Origin of the sequence: Streptomyces sp. NBC_00012, from assembly GCF_045040875.1 — a bacterium.
Taxonomy (GTDB): Bacteria; Actinomycetota; Actinomycetes; order Streptomycetales; family Streptomycetaceae; genus Streptomyces.
This window is the reverse complement of record NZ_CP108309.1, coordinates 3,789,179-3,810,646: the sequence shown is the minus strand read 5'-3', so window position 1 is coordinate 3,810,646 and position 21,468 is coordinate 3,789,179. Positions and strand designations below refer to the sequence as shown.

The window sequence follows — 21,468 nt, the reverse complement described above, 5'->3', positions numbered from 1 at the left end:
CTCACCCGTCGAGCGGCCCGAACCTTCCGAACGTCCCCCGGTGGAACAGCAGCGGATCGGCCCCGTCCGCCGCTCCCATCGCCGCCACCCGGCCGACGACGATCAGATGGTCGCCCCCGGTGTGGACCGCCTGGATGCGGCAGTCGATCCAGGCCGGTACGGAGTCCAGCAGCGGCGACCCGGTCGCCGGGGCGGCCTCGTACGCCACCCCCGCGAACTTGTCCGCGCCGCTCACCGCGAAGCTCCGGCACAGCTCGCCCTGGCCCGAGCCGAGGATGTTGACGCAGAAGGCCCCGGCGCGCGCGATGCGCGGCCAGGTCGTCGACGTACGGGCGACCATGAACGTGACCAGCGGGGGATCGAGGGAGAGCGAGGCGAACGACTGGCAGGCGAAGCCCGCCGGGCCCTGGGTGTCGTCCGGGTCGTGCGCGGTGACGATGGTGACGCCGCTGGCGAAGTGCCCCAGTACACGGCGGAATTCGCCCGGGTCGACGGGCGGCCGCTCCCCTTCGGCCACGGCTCGCAGATGCGGGCGCGGCAGTGGATCGACCGGTGCCGGCCCTGCGGTGGTGGCGGCGCCGACGGACCTGAGGTACCGGACGGCGATGGCGGCCATGCCTGCGTGTCCCATCACCCTTCGATTAGAGCTGACGCTGCGTCAGATGGGAAGGGCGGAGGACCGGCAGCTTGAACCTGCCGGTGCGCGCGGACGTCGCGGCTGCGTGGTTCCCCGACAGGGCCCACCCCTGACGATCGTCGGGGGTGGGCCCTGCCGTTCGGCCCGGGTCCGCGCCCCACCGCCGCTTCTAGGTTCACCTTCCATGAGACGAGAAACCGGAAGCAGAACCCGGACCGGGCAGCCGCGCCCCCTGCTCGCCTGCGCCGTCCTGGCCTCGGGAGCGGCGGCCGTCATGGCGCTCGCCCCGGGCGGCCTGGGCACGGCCCGTGCCGTGGAGGTGACGGACGGCGCCTCGGCCTCCGTCTACCGCTCGGTGACCCGGGCGGTGGCCGACGCGCCCTCCTGGACGGGACCGCTGCTGGAAGCGGCCACCGACGGAACCCTGGTGGTCCTCGGCCTGCTGCTGGCGTGGGCCTGGTGGAGCGCCGTACGACGCGGGGACACCCGGGTCTCCGCGGGCACGGTGCTCACCGGCATCGGCACCGTGGCGGCGTACGCGGTCAGCGAGGCGGCGAAACTGGTGGTGGACGAGGAACGACCCTGCCGGGCCCTGCGCTCCATCGCGGAGACGGCCGCCGAGTGCCCGCCGCCCGGCGACTGGTCCTTCCCGAGCAACCACGCCACCCTGGCCGTCGGCCTCGCTGTGGGCCTGGCCGTGCTGCGCCCGCGCCTCGCCGCCGTCACCCTGCCGGTGGGCGCGGCGGCGGCGCTGCTGCGGGTCGCGGTCGGCGCGCACTACCCGCACGACGTGCTGGCCGGCGCGGTCCTCGGGGCCTCGGTGGTGGCGGCCGTGCTGCTCGCGTTCCTGCCGCTCGCGCGGCGTGCGGCGTCAGCGATCGAGCGGCGGCTGCGCGGGCGCGACGATCCCGGCCTCGTGGGCGACGACGGCCGCGGCGGCCCGGTTGTCCACGCCCAGCCGGGCCAGGATGGAGCTCACATGCGCCTTGACCGTCCCTTCCACCAGATGGAGTCGCCGGGCGATCTGCCCGTTGGACAGCCCGCTGCCGAGGAAGGTCAGTACGTCGCGTTCCCGGGCGGTGAGCGCGCCGACCCGTTCCCGGGCGGCGGCGCGGCGGCCGGCCAGCGCGCCCGCGCCCGTGGCCGAGAGATGGGCGACGACCCGCGCCGCGACCTTCGGTGACAGATAGGCGGCCCCGTCGGCCACCGCGCGGACCCCCGCGATCAGCTCCTCGGGCTCGCCCGACTTGATCAGGAAACCGGCGGCGCCGCCACCCAGCGCCTGGAGGATGTAGTCGTCCTCGCCGAACGTCGTGAGCATCACGACCCCCGTCTCCGGCACGGTGCGCCGGATCTCGGCCGCCGCCTCGATGCCGTTCGTCCCGGGCATCCGGATGTCGAGCACGGCGACGGCCGGGCGGTGGCGGCGTACCAGCTCCACAGCGTCGCGCCCGTCGGCGGCCTCGGCGACGACGTCGATGTCCGGATCGGTGGCCAGCACGGAGCGCACCCCCGCGCGGATCATCGGCTCGTCGTCCGCGATCAGCACCCGGATCACCGCCCGCTCACCGTTCCTTCCGCGTGCGGCGCGCTCATGGAGGGCGCGCTTGTGGGGGACACGCTCATGGGGGACGTGCTCATGGGGTCAGGGCCTCCTTGGACATCAGACGGCCGTCCCGGAAGCAGAGCCGGTAGGCGTCCCCGGACCGGTCGTCGAAGCGGTCCGCCGTCATCGCGTAGTACCGGCATGCGATGCCCTCTCCCTTCGGTTCCCCGGCCACCGGCCGCTGAGTGGTCTCGCGGTCGGGCAGCAGCCGCCCGACGCTCTCCCGATCCTGTCCCACCCGCAGCCGGGCGTAGTCGCCCGGGTCCAGTACGGACAGCCGGGCCGAGCGGATGTCCCAGGCCATCAGCGCCGCACTCAGCACCGCCCATGCCGTCAGGGGCAGCACGACCGCGACGGCCAGCGCCCGGCGGGCGCGGCTGCGGGCACGCCGGTGTTCCGGGGACAGGGCCGGGGAAGCGGCCGGCGGAACGGCGGGTGCCCGACGGGCGAGTGCGGCGGGCGGGGCGTGCGGTATCCGCGCGGTGACCGCGAAGCCACCCCCGTACGGTCCGTACGCGAACTCACCGCCCGTCAGCCGCACCCGTTCGTCGAGCCCGATCAGTCCCCGCCCGGTGCCGGGGGCGTCCTCGGGGCGGGCCGGCGCGGGCGGGGGCCCGTTCTCCACCCGGACCGTCGTCTCCCCGGCCGCGTACGTCACCCGGACGTCCACCCGCGCCCGCGGCGCGTGCTTGGCCACGTTGGTCAGGGCCTCCTGGACCACCCGGTGGGCGGACCGCGCGGCCGCCGGGGACATGGGGCCGGGCTCCCCCTCGACCCGCAGGCCGACCGCGAGCCCGGCGGCCGCGGCCTCCTCGACCAGCCGGGGAATGCCGCTGCCGGACGGCTGCGTCGGCTGCGGGGACTCCTCGCCCGTCTCCTCGCGCAGCAGGCCGATCACCTCGCCGAGCCGCTCCACCGACGCGGCCGCCCGGGCCCGGATCTCCCCGGCCGCGGCCCGGTGCGCCTCGTCGAGACCGGGGGCCAGCTTGAGGGCGCCGGCGGACAGGGCGATGAGACTGAGATCGTGCCCGAGGACATCGTGCATGTCCTGGGCGATCCTGGCCCGTTCACGGGACCGCGCCTGCTCGGCGACGAGCCGCTGCTCGCGCTCCAGCCGGCCCGCCCGCTCCCAGCCCGCCCGGACGAGCTCCTGGTACTGGCGCCAGAACCGCCCCGCGAACCACGGCAGCATCGCGGCCACCACCACCACAGCGGAGAACCGCCCCGCCATCAGCAGCCAGGAAGGCACCAGGGCCACCGCCACCACACCACCGGCCAGCACCGCCACGAGCACCAGGACCGTGGGCCCGGTCCTCCCCGGCTCCCGCCCCGCGAAGAACGCCGCCACGGCCGCGGGCAGCGCCCACCACATACTGACCGCGCTCAGCCCGACACAGACCGCCGCCGCGACGGCGAGCAGACTCCCCGGGGCGACGAGGGCCCGCCGGAGCGCACCGGTCGACATCACTCTCTCCACCCGACGACCGTACGCAGCCGCGGAGCGCGCCGACACTGCCGAAAGTCACCGTTGCCGACCGCCCGGCGCCGGACAAGCGGGGAACGGCGCCGGGGCGAGCACCCCCCCCGACCACGACCGCACTCGGTTGCGGACCGCTACTCTGAGTCGTCGGACCGGCTGAGCGGGAGGAGACACCGAATGACCAGCGCGCCCGACTACAGCCAGGGCATCGATTCCGAACGCGCTCTGAAGTTCGCGGTGCAGCGGATCCGCGGAGACCGTGCCCAGATCATCGAAGGGATCATCGAGCCCGTGACGCCGACCTGGGACCACGAACGGGCGGCCCGGGTCGTCCGCAGGCAGATCGAGGACCGGGTGGACGAACTCGGCTGCGTCGAGGGCTCGGGCAACCTGGACCTGCCCGGTTCGTCGAACTGGTACGTCCCCGACATCGCCGTCGTGCCCGAGGCGCTGGCGAAAGGGGGCGGGGCCCTCCTCCCCGATCAGACCCTGCTCGTCGTGGAAGTCACGTCGGAGTCGAACGCGGAGACCGACCGTGTGGTGAAGCGGCGTCGCTACGCCGAGTACCGGGCGCCGCTGTACCTCCTCGTCGACCGGATCGAGGGCAGCGTGACCCTCTTCTCCGAGCCCGGTCACCTCGGCTACACCCACGTGGACGGCCCGCATCCGTTCGGCGCGGTCCTGAGGCTGCCGCATCCGTTCGACCTGGACCTGGACACCAGCGGTCTGTCGCCCGCGTGACCGCTCGAAGTCCCCGGGCCGCGCCTGCCTAGATCCCCCGGTACTTCGGCGCTCTCCGCTCCACGAAGCTCGCCACGCCCTCGTTGGCGTCCTGCGTCGTCATGTTGATCTCCTGGGCCATGGCCTCGGCGGCGAACGCCGTCGACCGGTCGGCGTCCAGCGACGCGTTGACGAGCTGCTTGGTGAGGGCGATCGACCGGGTCGGCCCCTCGGCCAGCCGCTGCGCCCACGCCCGCGCCGTCGCCGCCAGCTCCTCTTCCGGCACGACCCGGTTGACCAGCCCCAGGCGTTCCGCCTCCACCGCCGGGAGCGAGTCGCCGAAGAACATCAGCTCCTTGGCGCGCTGCGGGCCGATCAGCCGCGGCAGCAGATACGCACCGCCGCCGTCGGGTACGAGGCCGCGCCGTACGAACACCTCGATGAACTTCGCCGATCCGGCGGCCAGCACCAGATCGCAGGCGAACGCGAGATGGGCGCCGATGCCGGCCGCCGTGCCGTTGACGGCCGCGATGACGGGTTTCTCGCAGTCCAGGACCGCGGCGATCAGACGCTGCGCGCCGAGCCGGATCGTACGGGCCACATCGCCCGGCACCCGGTCGCCGGTCGCCGGGGCGCCGCGCAGGTCGGCGCCCGCGCAGAAACCGCGGCCGGTGGCGGTGAGGACGACGGCCCGGACCGCCGGGTCGGCGGAGGCCTCGGCGAGCAGGCCGATGACGCGCTCCCGCTGCCCCCAGGTGACGGCGTTCATTGCCTCGGGGCGGTTGAGCGTGATCCAGGAGACGCCGTTGTCAGTGGCGTGGAGTACCAATGAATGGAGCGGGTCGGCGGACTCGGTGATGTCTTCGGGGGAGGACGGCATGGGGCAGCTCCTGGGTGGGCGTGGTGACGGTCAAGAAAGCGGTCGATTCGGTCGATCCAGTCGGTCCGGTCGATTCGGGCGATGGTGCCTGCGGTGGCGGGGCCGACGGGGAAAGGACCGGTCAGCGGCAGACGGCGAGCGCGTCCAGCGCCACCGCGCCCTGCCCCCGCCCGAGCACCATCAGCGGGTTGATGTCCAGCTCGGCGAGGTCGTCGCCCAGTTCCAGCGCCATCCGCTGCACCCGCAGCACGACCTCGACGAGCGCGTCCACATCCACCGGCGGACCACCGCGCACGCCCTCCAGCAGGGCCCGGCCACGCAGTTCGGCCAGCATCGACCGCGCCTGGTCCTCGCCGAACGGCGGCACCCGTACCGCCGCGTCGTGCAGCACCTCGACGAGTACGCCCCCGAGCCCGACCGTCACCGTCGGCCCGAACAGCGCGTCCTGGGTGACGCCGACCATCATCTCGACGCCCCGCTCGACCATCTGGCAGACCAGGATCCCGTCCAGCTCGAGGCCCTCGAACCGCGCGATGTCGGTCAGTTCGCGATACGCGTCCCGCACCTGGCTCGCGGAGGTGAGCCCGACCTTGACCAGGCCCAGTTCGGTCTTGTGGGCGAGCCGGGCGCCCGACGCCTTCATGACGACCGGGTAGCCGACCAGCGCCGCGGCCCGGACGGACGCCGCGGCGCTGGTCACCAACTGCTCGCGCGGCACCCGGATCCCGTACGCCCGCAGCAGCTGCTTCGCCGCGTGCTCGCTCAGCTGCTGGCCCGGCCGCATCAGTGCCTGCGCCTTGCGGAACGAGGGCGAGGGCGTGCGCGGCGCCTCGTCGAAGGGGGAGCGGTAGGAAGCGGCGAACCGGTGGTGGTCCAGGTAGGCCTTCACGGCGGTGATGCAGTTGCCGAAGGTACGGAAGGTGGCGACGCGGGACGAGCCGAGCAGCGTCGTGCGGTACGCCTCCTCGGTACCGACGGGCGAGCCCCAGACCACGCACACCAGCTTGTCCGTGGTCTCCGCCGCGTCCACCAGGTCCTGCGCGAGCTTGTCGCTCATCGGCGGGAAGGGGCCGGTGATCGGACAGATCAGCACCCCGACGTCGGGGTCGGCGAGTATCGCGTCGATGATCTTCCGGCCGCGCCAGTCGCCGACCGGATGGCCGCCGTTGTCGACCGGGTTCGCCACGTTCAGATAGCCGGGGATCCACTCGTGCAGCTCGCGCTGCTTCGCCTCGGACAGGGTGGGCAGGTTCAGCCCGGCGCCGGTCGCCAGGTCCGAGAAGTGCGCGCCCGTGCCGCCCGAGATCGAATACACGACGACCCCTTCGGCCTGCGGCTTCCGGGCCCGCGCGAGCAGCGCCGCGGTGTCCTGGAGTTCGTCGAGCCCGTCCACCCGGATCACACCGAACTGCCGCATCGCCGCGTCCACCACCTGGTCGGCGCCGGTCAGCTTGCCGGTGTGTGACGCGGCCATCCTGGCCCCCGTCTCCGTACGTCCCACCTTGACCGCGACGACCGGAACCCCGGCCCGCGCGGCCCGGTCCGCGGCCAGCAGGAAGGAGCGCCCGTCCTTGAGCCCCTCCACGTAGCAGGCGATGGCACCGACCTCGGGGCGCTGAGAGAAGTACGAGATGAAGTCGGCGGTCTCCAGATCCGCCTCGTTGCCCGTGGGCGCCCAGTGCGAGAGCCGCACGCCCAGCTCCTGAAGGGTGTAGACGGGGCGGCCCTGGTGACCGGACTGGGTGATCAGCGCGATGGCCGGCCCGTCCAGATCGTCCCGGAACTCCTCGAAGGCGTTGAGGTTGGTGTTCGGCCCGAGCAGCCGCAGCCCGGACCGTTCCACCGCGGCCGCCAGCCGTGCCTGGGCGGCGGCCCCCTCCTCGCCGGTCTCGGCGAACCCGGAGGCGAAGGCGACGGCGAACCGCACCTTGGCCTGCGCGAGTTCCTCGATCACCGGGAGCGGGTCGCCGACCAGCAGCACGGCCAGATCGACCTGCTCCGGCAGCTGTGCGACGGAAGGAGAACAGGCCAGCCCGAACACGGACTCCCGGGTGGGGTGCACGGGATACAGCCGCGCCCCGACCCGCTCGGCCCAGCGGATCAGCTGCCGGGTGATGCCGGTGTTGGGCCGTCCCTCGGTGTCGGACGCGCCGACGACGGCCACGGAACCGGGCCGGAAGAACCGGTCCAGATCCGGTACGGCCGCGTACAACGGCCGGCCGCTGACGTCCAGCACGCCTTCCGTTGCGGCGGCGACCGTCATGCTGTGGACGGCGGCATGCGGCTCTTCGCCGCAGGCCACCACCCTGGCGCGGAAGTCGGTGGTGAGGGTGCCGTGAGTCGATCCAAGCATCGTTCCGCCCACTCCTGCTCGGGGTCCGTCGGGGTGATCGTGCCCGGCCAGCAAAAGCTGACGCTCTGTCAGGTTACTGAACTGACGGCTCGTCAGGAATGGGTGTGCAGGCAAAGCCTGAGAGAGGGAGGGGCGCGGCGACCGGAGCCGTACAACCTCCAGGTGATCTTGAAGGTCCAAGCGATCGGGCCGGACGCACCGGCCGCCGTTCGCCATCCACGGCCCACCCCTGGGAGAAACATGAGACCCGTCTCCGCCCGGCGCACCGTGCGCCTCGGCGTCTGTGTCGCCGCAGCCGCCGGACTGCTCACCGCCGGACTCGCGGCTCCCGCGTTCGCCGAGGAGCGGACCGATCAGCTCTGGATGCAGGCCCCCGGTGAGTAGAGACTGACGCCCGGCGGCAGCACGTCGGAGGGCGGCCCGCTGGACATCGGGCTCTACCACGACAACGACAACTTCGCCGTCACCGACGGAAACCGGCCGGTGAGCACCGGTCGATGTGCTGACGCTCCGGTGATCGGACCGCTGCTTCACCCTGAACGCGTCAACGCCGAGCGAACCGCGTGATCGTGACGTCGTTGGTGAACGAGGTGCGATCGGCCACCTTGAAGAGAGTGGGGTCGAACTCCCCGTCGAACACCGGGATCCCGGTTCCCGCGACCACGGGGTAGCTCTTGATGAGCAGCTCGTCGATCTCCGGTAGCAGTGCGCCGGCGAGAAGTCCGCCCCCGCAGAGCCAGATGTCCTGGCCCTCCTCCTGCTTGAGGTCGCGGACCAGGGCGAGCGGGTCTTCGCCGACCACCGTGACCGACGGGTCGGTGTCGGGCGCGAGCGTGCTCGACACGACGTACTGGCGCAGGTGGGCGTAGGGGCTGGTGAGGCCTGCCTGCAGGGCCGGGCGATAGCTTCCGAGTCCCATCAGGACGGTGTCGAAGCGCTGGTTCGGGGTGCCCGACAGGCCGTGGGCGGCGCGCATGGCGGTGGGGACTGTCTCGGGGTAGCGGGCATTGACCCACTCGGCATAGGCGGCGGCCTGCTGCTCGTCGCCTTGGGGGTAGAAGTCGAACTCTCCGCCGGGGCCGGCGATGTAGCCATCGATGGTGACGGCGACGTAGTACACGAGCTTCCGCATCTATATAACTCCAGCTGTAGTACTCTGAATGAAGTGGCTTGAAGGTAGTACTACGGATGGAGTGGTGTCAATGGTGCGCAGGAACGACGAGCGAAGGGCTGCCCTCGTTGATGCCGCGATCGAGGTGCTTGCCAAAGAGGGAGCGCGAGGTCTGACCTTCCGGGCTGTGGACGCCGAAGCCGCCGTGCCCGTCGGCACGGCCTCCAACTACTTCGCCAACCGCGATGACCTGCTCACCCAGGCGGGCGCTCGGGTCTACGAACGGCTCCAGCCCGATGAGGCGACGATCGAACGCCAGCGGGCGAGTGCGCCGGGCCGGGAGACCTACACGATGCTGATGCACGAGCTGGTCGGCCGGATCAGTGCTTTCCGCACCGGCTATCTGGCGCTGCTGGAACTTCGCCTCGAAGCCACCCGGCGTCCTGAGCTGCGCGCGGTGCTGACCGAGCGGGTCCGTGCGGACGTCGACGCCAACGTGGCCTACCACGAGCAGTCCGGTCTGCCCGGCGACGCGACTGCCGTCCGGCTGCTCTATCTGGCGTTCAACTGGCTCATCGTCGAACAGCTCACCCTGCCAGGGGTGTTCTCGGAGGCCGAGCGCGAACAGCTCGTCGAGGCCGCGGTCGAACGCATCGTGACGTCGTAACCTCCAGATCTGCCGTGCGGATTCACCTGGGTCCGGAGCGGCGGCGAAAGCGGCGGAGTGCGCGGCGCAGGGGGGTCCATCCCGCGAACGTGACACTCCACCCGGTGATCTGTCACGTTCTCGAACCGCACAGGTGGTCCGCGCCCCGGATCGCCAGTCGAAGTGCGCGTTGATCCACCGGCCCAGGCCGTCTTCGTCGTCCGGATCGACGGGGTGCATCTCCCCGAGGACCAGGAAGCTCCGGAGGTCCGGGTCGCCGAACGGGTGGCGACCGGCAGTGCGACGAGTTCGGCGACCGCGTCGGCGGTCAACGGCCGGTGTGCGAGAGCGTGTACGGGTATCGGCATGCCGCCACTTTCGGGAGCGGCCCCCGCACGGCCTCAGCCCCGGCGCGCCACCCTCTTCGCGATCTTCCGCGCGTCCAGGGCCAGTTCGCGCAGCATGCCGCTGATCGGGTTGGTGAAGCCGGTGAAGTACAGACCGGGGGCCTGCTTGGGGGTGCGGGCGCCGTGGACCACCGGCCGGCCCCGGGCGTCCAGTACGCCGAGATGGCCGACCAGCCCCTCCAAGGCACGCCGGTAGCCGGTCGCCGCGATCACCGCGTCCGGGGTGATCCGTTCGCCGTCGGCCAGTACCACCGCGTCCCCGTCGAACGACTCGACGGCCGCCACCGGCACCACCCGGCCACGCTTCACCGCGTCGATCAGCCCCACGTCCTGCACCGGGATCGCGCCGTCCTTGACCCGTGAGTACAGGCCCGTGTCCGGGCGCGGCAGGCCCTGCGCGGCGAGGTCGGGCACGGCGGCCCTGGCCATCAGGCGCCCGGCCCGGTCGACCAGCCGGACCGGCAGCCGGCGCACCAGGACGGCGGTCGACTGCGCGGGCCAGCCCGCCGTCGAGCGGCGCACGATGTGCGGCACGGTGCGCACGGCGATCCGTACCCGGGACGCCCCACCCTCGACCAGGTCGACGGCGATCTCCGCGCCCGTGTTGCCGATGCCGACGACCAGGACGTCCTTGCCCGCGTACGGGGCGGGGTTGCGGTAGTCGCAGGCGTGGAGCAGATCGCCGGTGAAGGTGTCGAGGCCGGGCCAGCCGGGGATGCGCGGGGTGTGGTTGAAGCCGGTGGCGACGACGACCGCCCGGCCGGTCAGCACCCGGCCACCGGTCGCGGTGAGCTGCCAGCCCCTGCCGTCCGGGGCGCGGTCGATCCGGGACACCTCGACGCCGGTCACCACCTCCAGCTCATGGTGCTCGGCGTACTTGTCCAGATAGCGCACCACGTCGTCCCTGGACACCCAGCGCCCGAACCGGCGCGGCATCGCGAGCCCCGGCAGCGCGGACCGGCTCCGGGTGGTGTGGAGGTGCAGCCGGTCGTAGTGGCGGCGCCAGGACGCGCCCACGTTCCCGGACTTCTCCAGCACGACCGCCCGTACGCCCTGCTCGCGCAGAGCCGCGGCGGCGGCGAGACCGCCCGGACCGCCACCGATGACGTATACGGGCCGGTCCTCGGTGAGGTCGGTCTGGGCCGATATGGAGCTACCGGTGGTAAGTGCGCTGTCGGACATGGTTCGGAGCGTAATCGCGCACCCGATTGATGGGTCTCGGTCAAGACCGGAATCTGTTGCGAATTGGTCACGCGTGTAAGTCATCTGCCGGATCCTGCCCATCTGTTGCTCGCTTCCAGGGCACTCCGTGCGCGCCTCTTGCGCGAGCCGCTCGCCATCGGGTGAACTGACGTACCGTCAGATTCGGTGAACGGTAGGCCACGGGAGGCCCCATGCAGACGATCTGGCTCGGCGGAGCCGAGTGGCTCGCCGTTCTCCGGATAGGCCTCGGCCTGTGGTGGCTGGAGAGCTGGCGGCACAAGGACAAGAAGGGCTGGTTCGAGCGCGGTACGGGTATCGCCTGGGCCGCCGACGTCGCGGACAAGCACCGCTGGGCGGCCGTACGCACCGGCTTCCGGCGGATCGTCGCCCCGCGCCCCAAGGCCATGGCCTATGTCGTCGTGTACGCGGAACTCGCCCTGGGACTCGGCCTGGTCGCCGGCGTCCTCACCCCCGTCGCACTGGTCGCGGGGCTCCTTCTCAACCTTCTCTATCTGGTGCTGATGATCCACGACTGGGCCGAGCAGGGGCAGAACGCGATGATGGCGCTCATCTCGCTCGTCGCGCTGTTCGCGATGTCCTGGCAGACCTGGTCCCTCGACAACGCGATCGGACTCTTTTTGTGACCGCGGCCGCCGTACGCTTCGACCTACCCGAGCCCGACGCCTTCAGCCGCCCGTACTGGGACGCCGCCGCCCGGGGGCAGCTGCTGCTGCGCCGCTGCCGCGCCTGCGGACGCGCGCACCACTACCCGCGCGAGTTCTGCCCGCACTGCTGGAGCGAGGACGTCGCCTGGGAACCGGCGAGCGGCGACGCCACGCTCTACACCTGGTCCGTCGTCCACCGGAACGACCTGCCGCCGTTCGGTCCCCGCGTCCCGTACATCGCCGCCGTGGTCGACCTGATCGAGGGGCCGCGGATGATGACGGAGATCGTGGGGTGCGAGGAGTCCGCCCTCGCCATCGGCATGGCGCTGCGGGTGGGCTTCCGGCGGGAGGAGGGGGAGGAGGCCGTTGCGGTCTTCCACCCCGGGGACTGCTGAGGGTGCGTGGTCCGGGGCCGGGCGCCGGCTCGTCCGGCGATCGCCGCCGGCAAGGGGCCGGTGAGCGTGCCCGGTCGGTCCACGCCGGGTGGGCCCGCCCGCACCGGGCGGGTCGGTGCGGATCGGTGCGGATCAGGACTCGATGGCGCGCAGCTTGCGCCGCTCGCGGAAGTTCGGGTGGCGTACGACCACACCGCCCATGCCGCAGGAGCCGGTCAGCCGGAGGAGCGGGGCGCCGGGGGTCCGCGCGTCCGTGGTCTTCTCCTTCAGTCCGCCGAGTCCGTGGTCCAGGCTGTCGGAGTTCACGGTCCAGCCCTCCGGGATCACGATCTTCACCCCGCCCATCTCGCCGCGCACTTCCAGCGCGATCTCGCGCAGCCGGCACTCGGTGCGGGTGAAGTCGATCAGGACGCCGCCGATGCCGCCCTGGGCGCGGATCACCGGGGGGACCTTCCAGACACCCGAGCGCGTCATGCCGTGCATGCCGCCCTTGAGGACCAGCGGCTCACCGGTGGCCACCTGGATGGGGACCAGGTCCTCGGTGAGGGGCGCCAGTTCGGCGTAGGTCTTGGCGGAGAGCGCCACCCCGAGCCGGGTGTCCAGCTCGTCCATGTCGATGCGGCCCTCGGCCGCCGCTTCGCGCAACTGCTCGACCACCGCCTCGCGATCGGCATCCGAAGCGCGCATACGGGCGGCGGAACGGGCGGGCTCAGCAGTCATGGAAGCGATGATACGGGCGGCTGCCGGGCCGGGCCCCCTGACTCTCGCCCTCGCTCTGCCCTGCCCGCGTCACAGCCCCGGCGCACCCCACACCGGGAACCAGCGGGTCAGGTCCTTCTCCACCCGCAGGTCGTCACCGAGCACCGCTCTGACCTGCAATTCCAGCTGGTTGTCCCGCCTCTCCATGCCGCCGGGCAGGGGCGCGAACGGGTAGAACGTGCCGCGCTTGTAGAGGTAGACGAGGGCCAGCGGACGTTCCCGGGCGTCCCGGAAACCGATCAGGGAACAGAGCAGGTGCGGGCCGAACCCGCCGTCCTGGAGCAGGGTGTTGACCGCGTGCAGGTCGTTGACCAGGGCGGCGGTGTCCTCGGCCGGGCGGCGGGAGAGCAGCCAGGTGTAGCCGTACGCGTCCTGGCTGAACTCCACCGGGATTCCGCCGCGGCCGGTGTCGGCGTCGAGCAGTTCTCGTACGTCCTGCTGGATGCGGGCGAAGGTGCCGCCCTCGACCCCCGCGAAGCAGACCGAGCCGAGACCGGTCGGTGTGAAGCCCGCGCCCGCCTGGAGGGTGAGGGCGGCGGAGGGTACGGCGAAGAGCTGGTCGAGGTCGGGGCGGACCGGTTTGCTGCGGCCGAGGATGGTGTCGAGAAGGCCCATGGGCGTTTCCTTACGGACGGGCGAGTTCGGCGGAGATCCGGGCGAGCTGGTCGAGGCGCTGTTCGAGGGTCGGGTGGGAGGAGAACAGCCGGCTCAGGCTCTCCTTGGAGGAGAACGCGGGGACGAAGTAGAAGGCGTTGTACGGCTCCGCCTTGCGCAGGTCCTCGGTCGGGATACGGGCCATCTGGCCGCTCACCTTGGTGAGGGCGGAGGCGAGCGCGGAGGGGCGGCCGGTGAGCAGGGCGGCGGTGCGGTCGGCGGAGAGCTCGCGGTAGCGGGAGAGCAGCCGGGTCAGCAGGAAGCTCAGGGCGTACACGACCGCGCTGACCAGCGGGATCAGCATGATCGCGATGCCTATGGGGTCATTGCTGCGGCTGTTGCGGGAGAGGCCGCCCCACAGGGCGACGCGGGTGATGATGCCGGCGAGCACGCCGAGGAACGAAGCGATCGTCATGACGGCGACATCGCGGTGCGCGACGTGCGACATCTCGTGCGCGAGCACGCCCTCCAGCTCCGGGGGATCCAGTCTGCGCAGCAGACCGGTGGTGGCGCAGACGAGAGCGGTCTTCTCGCTGCGGCCCGTCGCGAAGGCGTTCGGTACGTCGCTCCGGGCGATCGCCACGCGCGGTTTCGGCATGTCGGCAAGAGCGCAGATCCGGTCGACGGCGCCGTGCAGCTCGGGGGCCTCCTCCGGGGTGACCTCACGGGCGCCCATGCTGAACGCCGCGATGCGGTCGCTGAACCAGAATTGCGCGATGAACATGCCGCCGACGAGGATCAGAATGATCGGCCAGGCACCGCGCAGCACGGCGAGCAGCACGCCGACCAGGACCACGTACAACAGGCCGATCAGGAACATGGTGCCGACCATGCGTGTGGTCAACCCGCTGTCCGGCGCGTAACGCGAACGAGAACGCGTGCCGGTACGGGTGCGGGAACGGGTTCGGCTCATTTTCGCCTCCAGTCCGCCTGATGCCTTCCATATTGCTCCTTTCGAAAGAAGTGCGGAGGCAACCGGGTGGCTCGAAATGCCCGTTCGGTCCGGCGGGCGGACAATGGATCTTCCCGAGGACATTTGGCCGAACAACACCTAGACCCATTAGGTGCCCGAGGCATCTAGTGGGCGGAGATCGGTAGGACTCCCCCATCTCTTTGCGAGGTCCGCCATGGCAGATGCCGAGACCGTCTCCTTCCCGCAGAACCGCACCTGTCCCTACGACCCGCCGACGGGATATCGCGAGCACCGGGGGCAGCGGCCCGTGTCTCCCGCCAAGCTCTTCGACGGCCGCAGGGTGTGGCTGGTGACCGGGCACGCCGAGGCGCGTTCGCTCCTGGTGGACCCGCGGCTCTCGTCCGACCGGGAGAACCCCGCGTTCCCGTTCTTCGCCGAGCGGCTGGCCGAGACCACTGTGCGCCGCGTCGAACTGCTCGGTGTCGACGACCCGGTGCACAACGCCCAGCGCCGGATGCTGATCCCGAGCTTCACGGTCAGGCGGACGGCCGCGCTCCGTCCGCAGATCCAGGAGACCGTGGACCGGCTGCTCGACGCGATGGCCGAGCAGGGCCCGCCGGCCGATCTGGTCGACGCCTTCGCCCTGCCCGTACCGTCCATGGTCATCTGCGCCCTGCTCGGGGTGCCCTACGAGGACCACGAGTTCTTCGAGGCGCAGTCGCGCAAGCTGCTCCGCGGTCCGGCGGCCGCGGACGTCGAGTCGGCGCGGGACGAGCTCGACGACTACTTCCGGGTGCTGATCGAGCGGAAGCGGGCCGCCCCCGGCGAAGGGCTGCTCGACGAGCTCATCGTCAAGCAGCTGGAGACCGGGGGTGTGGACCACGACGAGCTGGTGCGGCTGGCCCAGATCCTGCTCATCGCGGGGCACGAGACGACCGCGAACATGATCTCGCTCGGTACGTTCACGCTGCTCCAGCATCCCGATCAGCTGGCCCGGATGCGTGAGTCCGAGGGGCTGATGCCTTCGGCGGTCGAGGAACTGCTCCGTTTCCTGTCCATCGCCGACGGAATTTCCCGGGTGGCCGTCGAGGAAATCGAGATCGGCGGGGTGACCATTCGCGCGGGGGACGGTGTCATGCTGACCACGTCGGTGATCAACCGGGACGAGGCCGTCTATCCGGCACCGGACGAGCTGGACCTCGGCCGGAACGCGCGCAATCACGTCGCATTCGGGTTCGGAATCCATCAGTGCCTGGGACAGAATCTGGCACGGGCCGAGCTGGAGATCGCGCTGCCCGCGCTTTTCGACCGCCTTCCCGGTCTGCGGCTCGCGGTACCCGCGGAAGAAATCCCGTTCAAGCCCGGTGACACCATTCAGGGGCTGCTCGAACTACCCGTGACCTGGTGATCGAAACGTATTGATCGAAACGTGCTGATCGGAACATGGTGATCGGAATGCGAGCGGAAGGATCTGCCGGAATGCGGATCAGTATCGACAAGGACCGGTGCATCGGCGCGGGCCAGTGCGCCCTCACCGCGCCGAAGGTGTTCACCCAGGACGACGACGGGTTCAGCGCACTGCTGCCCGGCTACGAGGAGGCCCTCGACGGTGCCACGGTGAAGGAGGCCGTCCGGGTCTGCCCGGTGCAGGCGATCACCCTGGACTGACGGACCGCCGCCCGTGCCCGTGGGGCAGGTGCCGCGCGGGCACGGGCGTGGCATGGGTGCACGCGGGCACGGGCTGGCGCAGGCGGGCAAGCGCCGGCGCGGGCGGGGGCGGGGCGCGGGCCTTACGGCCAGAGCAGCTCCCGGGTCCAGGCCGCGTCGTTTCCGGCCGCGTCCTGCCTGCGGTAGCGCAGCCGTACATGCCGGCGCGCCGCGTCGCCCTGGAAGAACTCGACCTCCCGGGCCTCGGCCACGTACCGGGTCCAGCTCGTCACCTCCGCGTCCGGCTCGGCCCGCGCCCGTTCCCAGGCGGCGTCGGCGGTGCGGGTCAGCTCCTCCAGCGAGCCCAGCACCTCGCTCTGCGACCCGGTCAGCGCGGATGCGAGCGCGCCGGTCGAGCGGGCGTGCAGATCGTCCAGGCTCTCGTCGGGTGCGCAAGCGGTGACCGGCCCCCGCACCCGTACCTGCCGGCCCTGCGCCGGCCAGTAGAAGCCGAGCGCCGCATACGGCCGGGCGGCGAGCTGGCGGCCCTTCGCACTGGTGCGATGGGTGGCGAAGTGCCAGCCGCGCTCGTCCGCGTCGTGCAGCATCACCGTCCGCACATCGGGGCAGCCCTCGGCGTCCACGGTGGCCAGCGACATGGTGTGCGGCTCCACCTGCCCGGCGGCCACCGCCTCGGCGAACCAGCTGCGGAAGAGGGGGAGCGGGTCCGGGGGCGCGGTGGCCGGGTCGAAGCCGGGAAGCTCCACGTCCCAGACACGCTGGGCATGGAGGAGGTCCAGGAAGCTCTGGTGTGCGTCGGTCATGCCCCCATTGCAGCGCACGGCACCGTACGGGGCGGGCGAGACGATCGCTGTAGAGCAGCGGGATACGCAGGGCTACCGTGGCGTGCATGAAGACCATCACCCAGCGCGAGTTCCGGAACAACTCCGCCGAAGTCATGAACGCCGTGGAGGCGGGCGAGGTCTTTCACATCACCCGCAAACGGAATCGAGGTCGCCGAACTGCGCGCTGACCCGCAAACGGCAGCTGAGCTCCGAAGAGCGGGTGGCCAGGCACCGCCGGCTGCCCCGTGTGGACGGCGAGCAGATGCGCCGCGAGGCCGATGCGCTCTTCGGAGCCGAGGACCGGGTCGGGGACGACGACCCGTGGGAGCTCGGCCCCGGCGCATGGACCTGATGATCGCGTCCATCGCCTCGGTCAGGGGGCTGCCGCTCTACACGCGCAACGCGGCCGGCTTCAAGGGGCTGGAGGGCGCGCTCACCGTCGTCCCGGTGTGACCGGCCCCCGCCGCTCACCCCCGCCCCAGCACCACCGTCCCCGAGGAGCAGAACCAGCCGCCCGTGCCCGAGGCCACCGCCAGTTCCGGGAGCCGGCCGCCGGCCTTGCGCACCTGGCGTTCGCCCGCCTCGCCGCGGAGCTGGCGTACCGCCTCCACCAGCAGGAACAGCCCGCGCATCCCGGGGTGGCAGGCGGACAGGCCGCCGCCGTCGGTGTTCACCGGGAGCTCGCCGGTCAGCCCGGTCCGGCCCTTCTCCACGAACGCGCCGCCCTCGCCCTTCGCGCAGAAGCCCAGGTCCTCCAGCGTCACCAGGGTCATATAGGTGAACGCGTCGTAGATCTCGGCGAGGTCGATGTCCGAGGGCCGCACCCCGGCCCGCTCGAACGCCAGCCGGCCCGAGACCGCCGCGGGGGAGACCGTGAAGTCGTCCCACTCCGACATGGTGGAGTGCGAGACGCGCTCGCCCGTGCCGAGGATCCACACTGGCGCCTTCGCCGTGTCCGGTACGTACTCCTCGGCGGCCAGCAGCACCGCGCAGCCGCCGTCGCTGCGGATGCAGCAGTGCAGTTTGGTGAACGGGTCCGCGATCATCGGCCCCGACAGCACGTCGTCCACCGTGACCGGGTCCCGGAACATCGCGTCCGGGTTGGCCGCCGCGTTCGCCCGCGCCTGGACCGCGACCTCGGCGAGCTGCTCCAGGGTCGTCCCGTACTCGTGCATGTGACGGCGGGCGGCCATCGCGTACTTGGCGATCAGCGAATGCCCGTACGGCACTTCGAACTGGAGCGGGCCGCGCGCGCCGAAGGAGAGGTTGGAGGTCCGCCGGCCCGCCTTGATGTCCGCGCGCGCCGTCGACCCGTACACCAGCAGTACGGCGTTGGCGCGCCCCGCCGCGATGGCGTCCGCCGCGTGGGCCGCCATCACCTCCCAGGTCGAGCCGCCGACCGAGGTGGAGTCCACCCAAGTGGGTTTCAGGCCCAGGTACTCGGCGACCTCGACCGGGGCGAGCGTGCCGAGTCCGGCGGAGGCGAAACCGTCGACGACGGACCGGTCCAGCCCCGAATCGGCCAGCGCCCGGCGGGCGGCCTGGGCGTGCAGGGCGTACGGCGTGGCCGTCTCGACGCGCCCGCAGTCGGCGAGGGATATGCCGACGACAGCGACCTTGCGGTGGGAAGAAGGCATGAATCTGACGGTACATCAGATTCGCGTGCGGGGGACCGTCCGGCGGGGTGGGGATCTTCCGGTCCCCTCCCGTGCGCGACTCTGGGCATCTGGTGAATTCGCCCCTAACATGACGCACCGTCAGATCGGAGGCCGGAGGCCTCCGAGGGGAAGGAGTCCGACGATGGATGCCGCCTTCACCGCGGAACAGGACGAGATCCGCCGCACCTTGCGTGAACTGCTGGCCGAACACTGCGCACCCGACGACGTCAGGAGCGCCGTACGGACCACCGACGGGTACGACGCGCCCCTGTGGCGACGGCTCGCCCAGGACCTCGGGCTGCCCGGACTCGCTCTCCCGCAGGAGTACGGGGGTGTCGGCTGCGGCCTCACCGAACTGGCCGTCGCCTGCGAGGAGACCGGCCGCGCCCTGCTGCCCTCGCCGCTGATCGCCACCGCCGTGCTCGCCGCGCCCCTGATCGCCGCACTCGGCACCGACGCCCAGCGCACCGCCCTGCTGCCGCGCATCGCGGCCGGCGAACTGACCGCGACCCTGGCCGTTCCCGGCGGCTCGCTCGCCACCGCACTCGGCCTCACCGGCGACCCCACCGACGGCGCCTGGGCGGGCGGCGGCCGTGCGGGCGGCGTACAGGCCCGGCCGGGCGCCGGTGCCGGGGGCTGGCGGCTGTACGGGGAGGCCGTGCAGGTCCTCGACGGGCACAGCGCCGGACTCCTCCTGGTCGCGGCCCACGCCGGGGGCTTCCCGCGCAGCCGTACGCTCCTCTTCCTGGTCCGTCCGGACGCGGCGGCCGGGGTCGTCCGCGTCCGCCGGACCTCGCTCGACGAGACCCGCCCGCTGGCCCGGATCGAACTCCGCGACACCGAGGCCGAACTCCTCGGCGCCGACGACACCGCCGACGTGACCGGCGCACTCGCCTCGGCCGGGCAGTCCGTCGCCGCGCTGCTGGCCGCCCAGGCGGTGGGGGCGGCGAGCGGCGCGCTGGAGCGGACGGTCGAATACGTCAAGACGCGCGAGCAGTTCGGCCGGGCGATCGGCTCGTTCCAGGCCGTGAAGCACCGCCTGGCGGATCTCTACGTACAGGTGCAGGCGGCCCGCTCCGCCGCGTACTACGCGGCCTGGGACCCGGCCGCAGCCGGGGGGCTCGCCCTGGCCCAGGCCCTGGAGGCGCTCCGGACGGCCACCGCCGAGGCCGTCCAGCTGCACGGCGGGCTCGGCTTCACCTGGGAGCACGAGGCGCACCTGTACTTCAAACGGGCCGCGGCCGACGAACTGCTCTTCGGCCCCGTCCACCGGCTCCGGGACCACGCGGCGCGGCAGGCCGGACTGTTCGCGGGACCGGCCGCAACCGGCACGGCCGGCACGGCCGCACCGGCCGAGCGGGTGGCGGTCTGATGGCGCCCGGTGTCCGGCTGGTCCAGAAGGTCTCCTCGACCCGCGTGTTCGCGCGGATCGCCCCGCATGTCGTGCCCGCCATGGACCGTACGGTGCACCGGCTCACGCGCGGCAAGGTGCTGCTCAGCTCCCGGATGCTGCCGGGGCTGATCCTGACGGTGCCGGGGGCGCGGAGCGGACAGCTCAGAACCACTCCGCTGGCCTGCATGCCGGAGAAGGGGACGGAGCGGAGCTGGATCCTGGTCGGCAGCAACTTCGGCCGTGCGGGTCACCCGGCCTGGACCGCGAATCTGCTGGCCGGTCCCGACAAGGCGGTCGTCAACTGGCAGGGCCGGGACGTTCCGGTGCACGCCACGCTGCTGGAGGGCGAGGAGCGGGAAGTGGTGTGGCGGGCGGCGCTGAAGTTCTGGCCGCCGTACGCGACTTACCAGGCGCGGGTGGAGCGGGAGATCCGCCTCTTCAGACTGCGCGGGCGGGACGACGACGCCGCGTCCTGACACCGGGGGACCGGGGGACCGGGGGATGGGGGGTGGGGGGTGGGGGACCGGGAGGGCTGGGGTGGCGGGGCGAGAGGTCCGGGCATCGTGGGAACGGTCCGGGTGCACCGACGGCGGACCGCATGCGTGGCCCGCCGTCGGTGTGACAGGACCTGGGGCGCCCGGGACGGCCGCGCGAAACCCGGTGCGGGAGGGGCCGTCGGCGCCTGTGCTACCTCGTGGGCTTCTTGCCGGTGATGCCCAGATGCACCAACAGGGCGAGGTTGGGCTTGAGTTCGGCCTGCTTCACGCCCCAGGTCGTGAAGCCCTTCTGGTGCGAGGCGACGGCGGCCAGCATCGCGACCAGCGAGCCCGCCATCGCGGCGGCGCTGACCTCCTTGTCGACCTTGCCCTTGGCCTGGAGCTCCTTCACCGAATCGGTGAGGGAGTTGGTGACCGAGTTCAGGATCTTCATGCGGATCTTGTAGAACCGCTTGTCGCCCTCGGCCGCACCGAGGTCGACCACGCGCAGGATCGCGTCGTGATGCCGCCAGAAGTCGAGGAACCCTTCGACGAGTTCCTCGGCCGTCTGCCAGCCGGCCTTGCCGACCCAGGAGCGGCCGGCGACCAGTTCGGTCAACCCGGCGCCCTCCTTGGCCATTTCCTCGGCGATCTCGAGGACGGCGCCCTCGACATCCGGGAAGTACTGGTAGAAGGTCGCGGGTGAAGTCCCCGCCTTCCGGGCGACGTCGATGACTTTGACGTCCCGGTACGGCGAGGAGCTGAGCATCTCGCTGAGGCAGTCGAGCAGCTTCTGCCGCGTCGCCTGTCCGCGTCGACCGGCCACGCGGCCGTCGACGGTGCGCACTTGTCCTGTCATGCCGTCAGCTTACCGAGGGGTGATCGGAGCGCGATTCGGCCGACTGCAAATGGGGATCACCGCAGACGCGGTGGGGGGAGTGGCCGGATTTCGACGTATGCGCACCACGGAGCGATAAGTCTTATCAACAGCCTGTGGATAACTTCCGTGGATAACTTTCC

The 21,468-nt window shown here is 71.8% G+C and carries 24 protein-coding genes and 1 pseudogene; 12 read left to right on the top strand and 13 right to left on the bottom strand.

Translation table 11 applies throughout. From position 1 onward, the window contains the following. Nucleotide 1: 1 nt before the first annotated feature. Nucleotides 2-616 carry a flavin reductase family protein gene (locus OHA19_RS17375; protein WP_405721754.1) on the bottom strand — a complete coding sequence of 205 codons (615 nt, stop codon included), beginning with the start codon at nt 614-616 and terminating at the stop codon, nt 2-4. On the opposite strand from OHA19_RS17375, the pseudogene OHA19_RS17370 reads away from it, so the two are divergent. Beyond that, nucleotides 606-1,421 (top strand): annotated as a pseudogene (locus OHA19_RS17370) (phosphatase PAP2 family protein); the annotation flags it as partial. The gene OHA19_RS17375 and the pseudogene OHA19_RS17370 overlap by 11 nt on opposite strands. An 87-nt stretch (nt 1,422-1,508) precedes the next feature. Here the strand turns inward: OHA19_RS17370 and OHA19_RS17365 are convergent. Next, nucleotides 1,509-2,195, bottom strand: coding sequence for a response regulator (locus OHA19_RS17365; protein WP_405715576.1), 687 nt, complete (start codon nt 2,193-2,195; stop codon nt 1,509-1,511). A 79-nt stretch (nt 2,196-2,274) separates the two neighbouring features. Then, on the bottom strand, nt 2,275-3,708 hold the full coding sequence (locus tag OHA19_RS17360; RefSeq protein ID WP_405721757.1) for a sensor histidine kinase: 1,434 nt from the start codon (nt 3,706-3,708) through the stop codon (nt 2,275-2,277). 192 nt (nt 3,709-3,900) lie between these two features. On the opposite strand from OHA19_RS17360, the gene OHA19_RS17355 reads away from it, so the two are divergent. After that, entirely contained in the window at nt 3,901-4,464 is a 564-nt protein-coding gene (locus OHA19_RS17355) for a Uma2 family endonuclease (protein ID WP_383717445.1), read from the top strand. 28 nt (nt 4,465-4,492) lie between these two features. On the opposite strand, the gene OHA19_RS17350 is transcribed toward OHA19_RS17355, so the two are convergent. Together OHA19_RS17350 and OHA19_RS17345 are read right to left on the bottom strand one after the other, a co-directional pair. Next, entirely contained in the window at nt 4,493-5,323 is an 831-nt protein-coding gene (locus tag OHA19_RS17350; protein WP_405715579.1) for an enoyl-CoA hydratase/isomerase family protein, read from the bottom strand. 121 nt (nt 5,324-5,444) lie between these two features. Continuing rightward, nucleotides 5,445-7,676, bottom strand: a complete 2,232-nt coding sequence (locus OHA19_RS17345) for an acetate--CoA ligase family protein (RefSeq protein WP_405715581.1) — start codon at nt 7,674-7,676, stop codon at nt 5,445-5,447. Nucleotides 7,677-7,916: 240 nt separating this feature from the next. Between OHA19_RS17345 and OHA19_RS17340 the strand changes: the two genes are divergently transcribed. Then, nucleotides 7,917-8,060, top strand: coding sequence for a hypothetical protein (locus tag OHA19_RS17340; protein ID WP_405715583.1), 144 nt, complete (start codon nt 7,917-7,919; stop codon nt 8,058-8,060). 160 nt (nt 8,061-8,220) lie between these two features. Here OHA19_RS17340 and OHA19_RS17335 read toward each other — a convergent pair whose 3' ends face one another. Continuing rightward, nucleotides 8,221-8,808 carry a dihydrofolate reductase family protein gene (locus OHA19_RS17335; protein WP_405715585.1) on the bottom strand — a complete coding sequence of 196 codons (588 nt, stop codon included), beginning with the start codon at nt 8,806-8,808 and terminating at the stop codon, nt 8,221-8,223. 70 nt (nt 8,809-8,878) lie between these two features. On the opposite strand from OHA19_RS17335, the gene OHA19_RS17330 reads away from it, so the two are divergent. Beyond that, the gene (locus OHA19_RS17330; RefSeq protein ID WP_072485676.1) at nt 8,879-9,454 is read left to right on the top strand and encodes a TetR/AcrR family transcriptional regulator; all 576 of its coding nucleotides are present in this window, start codon (nt 8,879-8,881) and stop codon (nt 9,452-9,454) included. 380 nt (nt 9,455-9,834) lie between these two features. Here OHA19_RS17330 and OHA19_RS17325 read toward each other — a convergent pair whose 3' ends face one another. Then, a complete protein-coding gene (locus OHA19_RS17325) occupies nt 9,835-11,022 on the bottom strand; it encodes a flavin-containing monooxygenase (RefSeq protein WP_405715587.1) in 1,188 nt (395 codons plus the stop codon). Nucleotides 11,023-11,234: 212 nt separating this feature from the next. On the opposite strand from OHA19_RS17325, the gene OHA19_RS17320 reads away from it, so the two are divergent. Both OHA19_RS17320 and OHA19_RS17315 read left to right on the top strand, forming a co-directional pair. Beyond that, the gene (locus OHA19_RS17320; RefSeq protein ID WP_405715589.1) at nt 11,235-11,687 is read left to right on the top strand and encodes a DoxX family protein; all 453 of its coding nucleotides are present in this window, start codon (nt 11,235-11,237) and stop codon (nt 11,685-11,687) included. Further along, nucleotides 11,684-12,103: a Zn-ribbon domain-containing OB-fold protein gene (locus tag OHA19_RS17315; RefSeq protein ID WP_405715591.1), complete on the top strand. Its 420-nt coding sequence runs from the start codon at nt 11,684-11,686 to the stop codon at nt 12,101-12,103. The genes OHA19_RS17320 and OHA19_RS17315 overlap by 4 nt, the downstream gene beginning before the upstream one ends. 132 nt (nt 12,104-12,235) lie before the next feature. Here OHA19_RS17315 and OHA19_RS17310 read toward each other — a convergent pair whose 3' ends face one another. The 3 genes from OHA19_RS17310 to htpX form a co-directional block, all read right to left on the bottom strand. Then, on the bottom strand, nt 12,236-12,823 hold the full coding sequence (locus tag OHA19_RS17310; protein ID WP_405715593.1) for a DUF1707 domain-containing protein: 588 nt from the start codon (nt 12,821-12,823) through the stop codon (nt 12,236-12,238). A gap of 69 nt (nt 12,824-12,892) precedes the next feature. Beyond that, nucleotides 12,893-13,477 (bottom strand): hypothetical protein, encoded by a 585-nt coding sequence (locus OHA19_RS17305; protein ID WP_405715595.1) that lies wholly within the window; start codon nt 13,475-13,477, stop codon nt 12,893-12,895. A gap of 10 nt (nt 13,478-13,487) precedes the next feature. Then, a complete protein-coding gene (gene htpX, locus OHA19_RS17300) occupies nt 13,488-14,429 on the bottom strand; it encodes a zinc metalloprotease HtpX (RefSeq protein ID WP_405715597.1) in 942 nt (313 codons plus the stop codon). Nucleotides 14,430-14,643: 214 nt separating this feature from the next. Here htpX and OHA19_RS17295 point away from each other — a divergent pair, with 214 nt between their 5' ends. Then, a complete protein-coding gene (locus tag OHA19_RS17295; RefSeq protein WP_405715599.1) occupies nt 14,644-15,837 on the top strand; it encodes a cytochrome P450 in 1,194 nt (397 codons plus the stop codon). A gap of 71 nt (nt 15,838-15,908) precedes the next feature. After that, nucleotides 15,909-16,097 (top strand): ferredoxin, encoded by a 189-nt coding sequence (locus OHA19_RS17290; protein WP_405715601.1) that lies wholly within the window; start codon nt 15,909-15,911, stop codon nt 16,095-16,097. 122 nt (nt 16,098-16,219) lie between these two features. Here the strand turns inward: OHA19_RS17290 and OHA19_RS17285 are convergent, their stop codons facing one another. After that, nucleotides 16,220-16,900 carry a pyridoxal 5'-phosphate synthase gene (locus OHA19_RS17285; RefSeq protein WP_405715603.1) on the bottom strand — a complete coding sequence of 227 codons (681 nt, stop codon included), beginning with the start codon at nt 16,898-16,900 and terminating at the stop codon, nt 16,220-16,222. Between the two features lie 86 nt (nt 16,901-16,986). Here OHA19_RS17285 and OHA19_RS17280 point away from each other — a divergent pair, with 86 nt between their 5' ends. Further along, nucleotides 16,987-17,109, top strand: a complete 123-nt coding sequence (locus OHA19_RS17280; RefSeq protein WP_405715605.1) for a type II toxin-antitoxin system Phd/YefM family antitoxin — start codon at nt 16,987-16,989, stop codon at nt 17,107-17,109. Nucleotides 17,110-17,141: 32 nt separating this feature from the next. Next, nucleotides 17,142-17,273 carry a hypothetical protein gene (locus OHA19_RS17275; protein WP_405715607.1) on the top strand — a complete coding sequence of 44 codons (132 nt, stop codon included), beginning with the start codon at nt 17,142-17,144 and terminating at the stop codon, nt 17,271-17,273. A 115-nt stretch (nt 17,274-17,388) separates the two neighbouring features. Here the strand turns inward: OHA19_RS17275 and OHA19_RS17270 are convergent, their stop codons facing one another. Beyond that, nucleotides 17,389-18,558 carry a thiolase C-terminal domain-containing protein gene (locus OHA19_RS17270; RefSeq protein WP_405715609.1) on the bottom strand — a complete coding sequence of 390 codons (1,170 nt, stop codon included), beginning with the start codon at nt 18,556-18,558 and terminating at the stop codon, nt 17,389-17,391. Nucleotides 18,559-18,721: 163 nt separating this feature from the next. Here OHA19_RS17270 and OHA19_RS17265 point away from each other — a divergent pair, with 163 nt between their 5' ends. Next, nucleotides 18,722-19,951 carry an acyl-CoA dehydrogenase family protein gene (locus OHA19_RS17265; RefSeq protein ID WP_405750690.1) on the top strand — a complete coding sequence of 410 codons (1,230 nt, stop codon included), beginning with the start codon at nt 18,722-18,724 and terminating at the stop codon, nt 19,949-19,951. Then, entirely contained in the window at nt 19,951-20,448 is a 498-nt protein-coding gene (locus tag OHA19_RS17260; RefSeq protein WP_405715613.1) for a nitroreductase/quinone reductase family protein, read from the top strand. The genes OHA19_RS17265 and OHA19_RS17260 overlap by 1 nt, the downstream gene beginning before the upstream one ends. 211 nt (nt 20,449-20,659) lie before the next feature. Here OHA19_RS17260 and OHA19_RS17255 read toward each other — a convergent pair whose 3' ends face one another. Further along, the gene (locus OHA19_RS17255; protein ID WP_124717053.1) at nt 20,660-21,307 is read right to left on the bottom strand and encodes a TetR family transcriptional regulator; all 648 of its coding nucleotides are present in this window, start codon (nt 21,305-21,307) and stop codon (nt 20,660-20,662) included. Nucleotides 21,308-21,468 lie beyond the last annotated feature (161 nt).

What these genes read in the sequence shown, in the direction of transcription:
- OHA19_RS17340 (WP_405715583.1), top strand. Translation starts at nt 7,917, where the DNA reads ATGAGACCCGTCTCCGCCCGGCGCACCGTGCGCCTCGGCGTCTGTGTC.
- OHA19_RS17320 (WP_405715589.1), top strand. Translation starts at nt 11,235, where the DNA reads ATGCAGACGATCTGGCTCGGCGGAGCCGAGTGGCTCGCCGTTCTCCGG.
- OHA19_RS17355 (WP_383717445.1), top strand. Translation starts at nt 3,901, where the DNA reads ATGACCAGCGCGCCCGACTACAGCCAGGGCATCGATTCCGAACGCGCT.
- OHA19_RS17305 (WP_405715595.1), bottom strand. Translation starts at nt 13,477, where the DNA reads ATGGGCCTTCTCGACACCATCCTCGGCCGCAGCAAACCGGTCCGCCCC.
- OHA19_RS17375 (WP_405721754.1), bottom strand. Translation starts at nt 616, where the DNA reads ATGGCCGCCATCGCCGTCCGGTACCTCAGGTCCGTCGGCGCCGCCACC.
- OHA19_RS17260 (WP_405715613.1), top strand. Translation starts at nt 19,951, where the DNA reads ATGGCGCCCGGTGTCCGGCTGGTCCAGAAGGTCTCCTCGACCCGCGTG.
- OHA19_RS17360 (WP_405721757.1), bottom strand. Translation starts at nt 3,708, where the DNA reads ATGTCGACCGGTGCGCTCCGGCGGGCCCTCGTCGCCCCGGGGAGTCTG.
- OHA19_RS17285 (WP_405715603.1), bottom strand. Translation starts at nt 16,900, where the DNA reads ATGACCGACGCACACCAGAGCTTCCTGGACCTCCTCCATGCCCAGCGT.
- OHA19_RS17295 (WP_405715599.1), top strand. Translation starts at nt 14,644, where the DNA reads ATGGCAGATGCCGAGACCGTCTCCTTCCCGCAGAACCGCACCTGTCCC.
- OHA19_RS17310 (WP_405715593.1), bottom strand. Translation starts at nt 12,823, where the DNA reads ATGACTGCTGAGCCCGCCCGTTCCGCCGCCCGTATGCGCGCTTCGGAT.
- OHA19_RS17345 (WP_405715581.1), bottom strand. Translation starts at nt 7,676, where the DNA reads ATGCTTGGATCGACTCACGGCACCCTCACCACCGACTTCCGCGCCAGG.
- OHA19_RS17265 (WP_405750690.1), top strand. Translation starts at nt 18,722, where the DNA reads ATGGATGCCGCCTTCACCGCGGAACAGGACGAGATCCGCCGCACCTTG.
- OHA19_RS17290 (WP_405715601.1), top strand. Translation starts at nt 15,909, where the DNA reads ATGCGGATCAGTATCGACAAGGACCGGTGCATCGGCGCGGGCCAGTGC.
- OHA19_RS17325 (WP_405715587.1), bottom strand. Translation starts at nt 11,022, where the DNA reads ATGTCCGACAGCGCACTTACCACCGGTAGCTCCATATCGGCCCAGACC.
- htpX (WP_405715597.1), bottom strand. Translation starts at nt 14,429, where the DNA reads ATGAGCCGAACCCGTTCCCGCACCCGTACCGGCACGCGTTCTCGTTCG.
- OHA19_RS17280 (WP_405715605.1), top strand. Translation starts at nt 16,987, where the DNA reads ATGAAGACCATCACCCAGCGCGAGTTCCGGAACAACTCCGCCGAAGTC.
- OHA19_RS17330 (WP_072485676.1), top strand. Translation starts at nt 8,879, where the DNA reads ATGGTGCGCAGGAACGACGAGCGAAGGGCTGCCCTCGTTGATGCCGCG.
- OHA19_RS17255 (WP_124717053.1), bottom strand. Translation starts at nt 21,307, where the DNA reads ATGACAGGACAAGTGCGCACCGTCGACGGCCGCGTGGCCGGTCGACGC.
- OHA19_RS17335 (WP_405715585.1), bottom strand. Translation starts at nt 8,808, where the DNA reads ATGCGGAAGCTCGTGTACTACGTCGCCGTCACCATCGATGGCTACATC.
- OHA19_RS17350 (WP_405715579.1), bottom strand. Translation starts at nt 5,323, where the DNA reads ATGCCGTCCTCCCCCGAAGACATCACCGAGTCCGCCGACCCGCTCCAT.
- OHA19_RS17270 (WP_405715609.1), bottom strand. Translation starts at nt 18,558, where the DNA reads ATGCCTTCTTCCCACCGCAAGGTCGCTGTCGTCGGCATATCCCTCGCC.